The organism is Intrasporangium sp., from assembly GCF_039812505.1.
In the GTDB taxonomy this organism is placed as follows: domain Bacteria; phylum Actinomycetota; class Actinomycetes; order Actinomycetales; family Dermatophilaceae; genus Intrasporangium_A.
Window position 1 is genome coordinate 1 of record NZ_JBDIAQ010000173.1, and the last position, 6899, is coordinate 6899.

General features: G+C 72.8%; 4 protein-coding genes. 3 read left to right on the forward strand and 1 reads right to left on the reverse strand.

Going from position 1 to position 6899, the window contains the following annotated elements; genetic code table 11:
* Positions 1–314: 314 nt before the first annotated feature.
* Complete coding sequence (locus tag WMI84_RS16020) at positions 315–1571, reverse strand: amidohydrolase (protein ID WP_347354780.1); 1257 nt, start codon at positions 1569–1571, stop codon at positions 315–317.
* A gap of 123 nt (positions 1572–1694) precedes the next feature.
* On the opposite strand from WMI84_RS16020, the gene WMI84_RS16025 reads away from it, so the two are divergent.
* The 3 genes from WMI84_RS16025 (at position 1695) to meaB (ending at position 6876) form a co-directional block, all read left to right on the forward strand.
* Positions 1695–3512 (forward strand): methylmalonyl-CoA mutase family protein, encoded by a 1818-nt coding sequence (locus WMI84_RS16025; protein ID WP_347354777.1) that lies wholly within the window; start codon positions 1695–1697, stop codon positions 3510–3512.
* On the forward strand, positions 3509–5767 hold the full coding sequence (scpA, locus tag WMI84_RS16030; protein WP_347354778.1) for a methylmalonyl-CoA mutase: 2259 nt from the start codon (positions 3509–3511) through the stop codon (positions 5765–5767). Before WMI84_RS16025 ends, scpA begins: the two co-directional genes overlap by 4 nt.
* 110 nt (positions 5768–5877) lie before the next feature.
* Entirely contained in the window at positions 5878–6876 is a 999-nt protein-coding gene (meaB, locus tag WMI84_RS16035) for a methylmalonyl Co-A mutase-associated GTPase MeaB (RefSeq protein ID WP_347354779.1), read from the forward strand.
* Positions 6877–6899: the final 23 nt, after the last annotated feature.

Here is a 6899-nt window from a genome sequence, read left to right on the forward strand (position 1 = left end):
AAGAATCGGACACCCCCACCAACCAGACCACCACACGGCAACCCAGCCAACAAGAGCAACCACACAAACCTACCCGCCGCGCTCTCCGCGAGTCAAATCAGCGGTTGGGTGTCCGAATCGGTGACTGTCACAACCACTGACTGTCGCAGCGACTGACAGGCCCGATCACTGGCAACCTCAAGCGCTGACAACCTCAAGCGCTGACAGCTCCGGTGGCTCGCGGCGGAAGGATCAGTCTAGCAGCCCGTAGGGCGGGATCCCAATCGCACCCACGCACGGCCCACGGACCGGTTGCCGTCGCCCGAGCCCGCTCCTCAGCGGCCCGTGACCCGGTCCAGGCCGACGAGCCGCGCCGGAGCGTCATCGCGCACGTTGTCGAGGCCGGCGGGCTCGAGAGAGCTGCTGGCGAGCACGCACCCGGCCAGGGTGCGGGCCCCGACCCCGATCGCGGCCTCGTCGACGACGAGGTCGCCACGGTGCAGGTCGTAGGTCGTGCCCCCGGGGGCTCGCGTGCCGAGCCGGGCCATCGCCCCGGGGATCCGGGCCAGGTACCAGGCGAAGTCCTCGCCACCCAGGCTCTGCGGCGTCGGCGCGGCCAGGGCGCCGGCCTCGTCGACGGCCTGGGTCAGCACGTCCACGCAGGTCGCGTCGTTGACGACCGGCGGCACGCCCTTGACGACCGAGACGTCGGCCTTGACGCCATACGGGGAGACGACCTCGTGGACGAGCTCGGCGACCAGTCTCTCCGAGCCGTCCCACGCGTGGGCATCGAGCATCCGCAGGGTGCCGAGCACCTTCCCGGTGGACGGTATGACGTTGTGGGCGCCGCCGGCGTGGATCGCGCCCCAGACCAGCGCGGCCGCCGCCCGCGGATCGAGGCGCCGGGAGAGCGCGGCGGGAACGTCGGTCACCACCTTCGCGAGCGCATAGGTGAGGTCCTGCGTCAGGTGCGGCCGCGACGTGTGACCGCCCATGCCCGACAGGGTGACGTCGACCTGGTCGGTCGCGGCCGTGATGGGGCCCACCCGCAGACCCACGCTCCCCACGTCGATGGACGGGTCGCAGTGCAGCGCGAAGATCCGCTCCACGCCCTCGATCCCGCCCTGCGCCACGACATCCTCGGCCCCGCCCGGCATGACCTCCTCGGCGGGCTGGAAGATGACCCGGACGCCGATCCCGAGCAGGGTCAGGTCGTCCTCGACCGCCTTGAGCGCCAGGGCGGCACCGAGCGCGGCAGTCGTGTGCACGTCGTGCCCACAGGCATGGCTGACGCCCTCGGTACGAGAGGCGAAGGGCAGCCCGGTCTGCTCCCGGATCGGCAGCGCGTCCAGGTCGGCACGCAGCCCGATCGTGCGGGCCGGCTGCCCGGGACCGATGTGCGCGATGAGCCCGCTCCCGCGCAGCCGACGCACGGGGATGCCGGACCGCTCGAACCGCGCCGCCAGCAGCTGCGTGGTGCGGACCTCGGTGCGCCCCAGCTCCGGGTGCTGGTGCAGGTCGCGACGGACCGCCACCAGCTCGTCCTCGAGGGCCGCAACGGTGGCGGAGATCTCGTCGAACGGCGGGGAGATGGTCACGAACACCAGAGTCTAGCCAGCGGACCATGCGGTGCGCCGGAGCATCGGCTGGGGGTGAGAAGCATCGCACAGCCCGGGACATGGCCCGCCGGCAGGGGGACCCCTAGGCTGCGAGGCATGACTGCCGAGAACCACCTCGCGCTGGCAGGTCCGCAGGACGAACACACTCGGGCCGAGTGGGAGCGGGCGGCTGCGGCCGTGCTGCGCAAGGCTCACCGGCTGTCCGAGGGCGACCCGGACGGTGCGGTCTGGGAGAGGCTGGCCCACACCACCCTGGACGGCATCGAGGTGGCACCGCTGGGGACCGCCGCGTCGGCCCGCGGCCTCCCGGCGACCGGTGCGCCGGGACACGCGCCGTTCACCCGTGGCCGGGCGCCGCAACGGCCCGAGCACGGGTGGGACGTCCGTTCCCACCTCGGTGGCCTGGGCCCGAGGCGCACCAACGAGGAGGCGCTGCTCGACCTCGGCGGCGGCGTGACGTCGCTGTGGCTCGAGCTCGGCGGCCCCCTGTCCGCCGCGGACCTGCCGACGGTGCTCGAGCACGTGCTGCTCGACGTGGCACCCGTCGTCGTCGATGCCCCCGACGACCCGGTCGCGGCCGCGCGGTCGCTGACGCAGGCGCTGGCCGGCGCGACCCCTGCCGACGGCACCAACCTCGGCGCGGACCCCGTCGCGGCGCGCGTCCGCGGGGTGGCGCAGCACGAGACTCCGGGGGTCGTGACCGAGGTCGCTGCCCTCGCCGAGCAGCACGGCACCCTGGCTCTCGTCGTGGACGCCACGGTGGTCCACGACCTCGGCGCGTCGGACGCGCAGGAGCTCGGTTACTCCCTGGCCGTCGGTGCCGCCTACCTGCGCGCGTTGACGAGGCGTGGACGCTCGGTGGACGAGGCCCTGCAGCTTCTCGAGTTCCGTTATGCCGCAACGGTCGAGCAGTTCCCGACCATCGCCAAGCTGCGCGCCGCCCGCCGGCTCTGGTCCCGCGTCGCCGAGCTGTCGGGCGCCTCGGCCCGGGCGGGCGGCCAGCGGCAGCACGCCGTGACCAGTCGGCCGATGATGAGTAGGTACGACCCCTACGTCAACATGCTCCGCACGACCGTCGCGGCGTTCGCGGCGGGGGCCGGCGGTGCCGACGCAGTGACCGTGCTCCCCTTCGACTCGCCGCTCGGCCTGCCGGGTGCCCTGGGACGGCGCAACGCCCGCAACACCTCCGCGCTGCTCATCGCCGAGTCGCACGTGGCCACGGTCGCCGACCCCGCAGGGGGGGCGTATGCCGCCGAGCTGCTCACCGACGGGCTGAGCCGGGCCGCTTGGGCCGAGTTCCAGGCCATCGAGGCCGGCGGGGGGATCGAGGAGGCGCTGGCCGACGGGTCGCTGCGGTCCCGGATCGACGACGTCGCGACCAGGCGGGCGGACCAGATCGCCCACCGGACCCGCCCGGTCACCGGCCTGACCGAGTTCCCCGACCTCGAGCAGACCCGTCCCGAGCGTGACCCGGATCCACTGGCGCACGACGTCCGTCGCTACGGTGCAGCGTTCGAGGCGCTGCGCGACGAACCCGCCACCCGCCCCGTGTTCCTGGCCACCCTCGGCCCGGTCGCGGCACATACCGCCAGAGCGACCTTCGCAGCGAACCTCCTTGCCGCAGGAGGGATTCCCACGGTGTCGCCAGGAGCCACCGCCGGAGTCGGCCCCCTGCTGCAGGCCTACGCCGGGCAGGACAGGCCCCCGGTGGTGTGCCTCTGCGGCACCGACGCCGCCTACCTCGACCACGGCACCGAGGCGATCGCCGCGCTCCGTGCAGCCGGCGCCACGTGGGTCGTCCTGGCGGGCAGGCCTGGCGACCGGACCGTGGCTGCGGACCTGGTCGACGACTCGGCCGCGATGGGCCTGGACGCACTGTCCTTCCTGAACCGGACGAGGGAGAAGCTGGCATGAGTGCCGAAACGAGCGCGGAACGAGCGCGGCCCGGAGCGATGGACGGCGGCGCGACAGGCACGACGGTCCCGGCCAGCTTCGCCGACCTTCCGCTCGAGCCGGCCGGCGCAGCCGGGGCTGCGCAGGCGGGAGGGGACACAGCGGCATACTCGAGCAGCAGTGGCCCGCCGTGGCATTCGCCTGAGGGCATCGACATCCTGCCCGTCTACGGGCCGGAGCACCTGGCGGGGCTCACGGCACTGGACACCTGGCCGGGGCTGACCCCGTTCCTGCGTGGGCCCTACCCGACGATGTACACGACGCGACCGTGGACGATCCGCCAGTACGCCGGGTTCTCGACCGCCGAGGAGTCGAACGCGTTCTACCGGCGCAACCTGGCGTCCGGGCAGAAGGGCCTGTCGGTCGCCTTCGACCTCGCGACCCATCGCGGCTACGACTCGGACCACCCGCGGGTGCGCGGCGACGTCGGCATGGCCGGGGTCGCGATCGACTCGATCTACGACGCGCGGACCCTCTTCAAGGGCATCCCACTCGACCGGATGTCCGTCTCGATGACGATGAACGGCGCCGTCCTGCCGATCATGGCGCTCTACATCGTGGCCGCCGAGGAGCAGGGAGTGGCGCCGGAGCAGCTCGCGGGGACGATCCAGAACGACATCCTCAAGGAGTTCATGGTCCGCAACACCTACATCTACCCGCCCGAGCCGAGCATGCGGATCATCTCGGACATCTTCGCCTACGCGGCCGCGCGGATGCCGCGCTTCAACTCGATCTCGATCTCCGGGTACCACATCCAGGAGGCCGGTGCGACAGCCGACCTCGAGCTGGCGTACACGCTGGCCGACGGCGTCGAGTACGTCCGGGCCGGGCTCGGTGCCGGGCTCGACATCGACGCCTTCGCGCCCCGGCTCTCCTTCTTCTGGGCGATCGGGATGAACTTCTTCATGGAGGTGGCCAAGCTGCGCGCGGCCCGGGCCCTGTGGGCCCGGCTGGTGCGGCAGTTCGACCCCAAGAACCCGAAGTCCCTTTCGCTGCGGACGCATTCGCAGACCTCGGGCTGGTCGCTCACGGCGCAGGACGTCTTCAACAACGTCCAGCGAACCTGCATCGAGGCGATGGCCGCGACCCAGGGGCACACCCAGTCACTGCACACGAACGCCCTCGACGAGGCGATCGCGCTGCCCACGGACTTCTCGGCCCGGATCGCCCGCAACACCCAGCTGCTCCTGCAGCAGGAGTCGCGCACCACCGAGGTCATCGACCCGTGGGCCGGGTCCTACTACGTCGAGCGGCTGACCCAGGACCTGGCCGAGAAGGCGTGGGCCCGGATCGAGGAGGCCGAGGCGGCCGGCGGCATGGCCAAGGCGATCGAGGCCGGCATCCCGAAGATGCGCATCGAGGAGGCGGCGGCCCGCACCCAGGCCCGGATCGACTCGGGTGCCCAGCAGGTCATCGGGGTCAACAGGTACCGGCTCGCCGACGAGGACCCCCTGGAGGTCCTGAAGGTCGACAACGACGAGGTGTACCGCCGGCAGGTCGCGGGCCTGGAACGGCTGCGCGCCGAGCGGGACCCGGTGGCGGTGCGCCGTACCCTCGCGGCACTCACCGCCTCGGCCGAGCGGGGCCCGGAGCGTGGCTCGCTGGAGGGCAACCTGCTCGCCCTGGCGGTGGACGCCGCCCGGGCCAAGGCGACGGTCGGCGAGATCTCGTCCGCGCTCGAGCAGGTGTGGGGGCGCCACCAGGCGGTCATCCGTACGATCAGTGGGGTGTACCGCGACGAGTCGTCCCGCAGCGACGCCACCCGGATCGCGCAGGTGCTCGAGGCGACCGCGGCCTTCGAGGAGGCGGAGGGGCGCCGACCCCGGATCCTCGTCGCCAAGATGGGTCAGGACGGGCACGACCGCGGCCAGAAGGTCGTCGTCACCGCGTTCGCCGACCTCGGCTTCGACGTCGACGTGGGCCCGCTGTTCTCGACACCCGAGGAGGTCGCGCAGCAGGCGGTCGACGCGGACGTGCACATCGTCGGGGTGTCCTCGCTCGCGGCCGGCCACCTCACGCTGCTGCCGGCGCTGCGGCGCGCCCTGGCCGAGCTCGGACGCGAGGACATCATGGTCGTCATCGGTGGGGTCATCCCGCCCGACGACGTGCAGACCCTCAAGGACATGGGCGCGGCTGCGGTGTTCCTGCCCGGCACGGTCGTGGCCGACTCGGCGCTCGACCTGCTCGAGAAGCTGACCGCACAGCTGCAGCCGTGACGCCCCCGCCCGACCCCGATCGAGAGCGCACCACTCCCGATCGAGAGCGCACCACTCCCGATCGAGAGCGCACTGCCCCCGGCGCAGTCGCCCGGGCCGGCAGGCGCGAGGTGGACGTCGCTGCGCTCGTGGCGGGGGTCCGAGCCGGTGAGCGGGCCGCGGTGGCCCGGGCGATCACCCTGGTCGAGTCGTCACGCACGGACCACCGGGTCGCGGCCCGCCGGCTGCTCGAGCAGCTGGTCGCGGGGACCGGCGACGCCGCCACGGACCGGCCGCCCGCCGTGCGGGTCGGCATCTCCGGTGTGCCGGGCGTCGGCAAGTCGACGCTCATCGAGTCGCTCGGCCGGCACCTGATCGAGGCCGGCCATCGCGTCGGGGTGCTCGCCGTCGACCCCTCGTCCGTCCGGACCGGGGGCTCGGTCCTCGGCGACAAGACGAGGATGGCGACGCTGTCGGCCAGCCCAGCGGCATACATCCGCCCCTCGCCGTCCGCGGGCACGCTGGGAGGGGTGGCGCGCGCGACGACCCAGGCGATGATCGTCCTCGAGGCGGCGGGGTATGACGTCGTGCTCGTCGAGACGGTCGGCGTCGGGCAGTCCGAGGTGACGGTCGCCGGGATGGTCGACACCTTCCTGTTCCTCACCCTGGCCCGCACCGGCGACCAGCTGCAGGGGATCAAGAAGGGCATCCTCGAGATCGCCGACGTCATCGCCGTGAACAAGGCCGACCAGGAGCACGAGGGCGAGTCCCGTGTCGCCGCAAGGGAGCTGGCCGGCGCGCTGCGGTTCGTGCACGGTCGGGACAAGGCCGGCTGGCTGCCGCCCGTGGTGACCTGCTCCGGGCTGACGGGCGCGGGTGTCGACGTGGTGTGGGAGCGGGTCCTCGCCCATCGGGAGCACCTGGGCCCGGAGGGTCTGGCAAGCAAGCGGGCCGGGCAGCAGCTGGACTTCATGTGGGCCCTTGTGCGCGACGAGCTCGACCAGCGGCTCAAGCGCTCCGCGGGCGTGGCTGCCGTCCGGGCCGAGGTGAGCGCGGCGGTGTTGGCCGGCCGGCTCGCGCCGACGATCGCCGCCGACCGGATCCTGGCCGCCTACGACAGCCGTCCCTGACCGGGTCCGAGAGGCGGACGCGC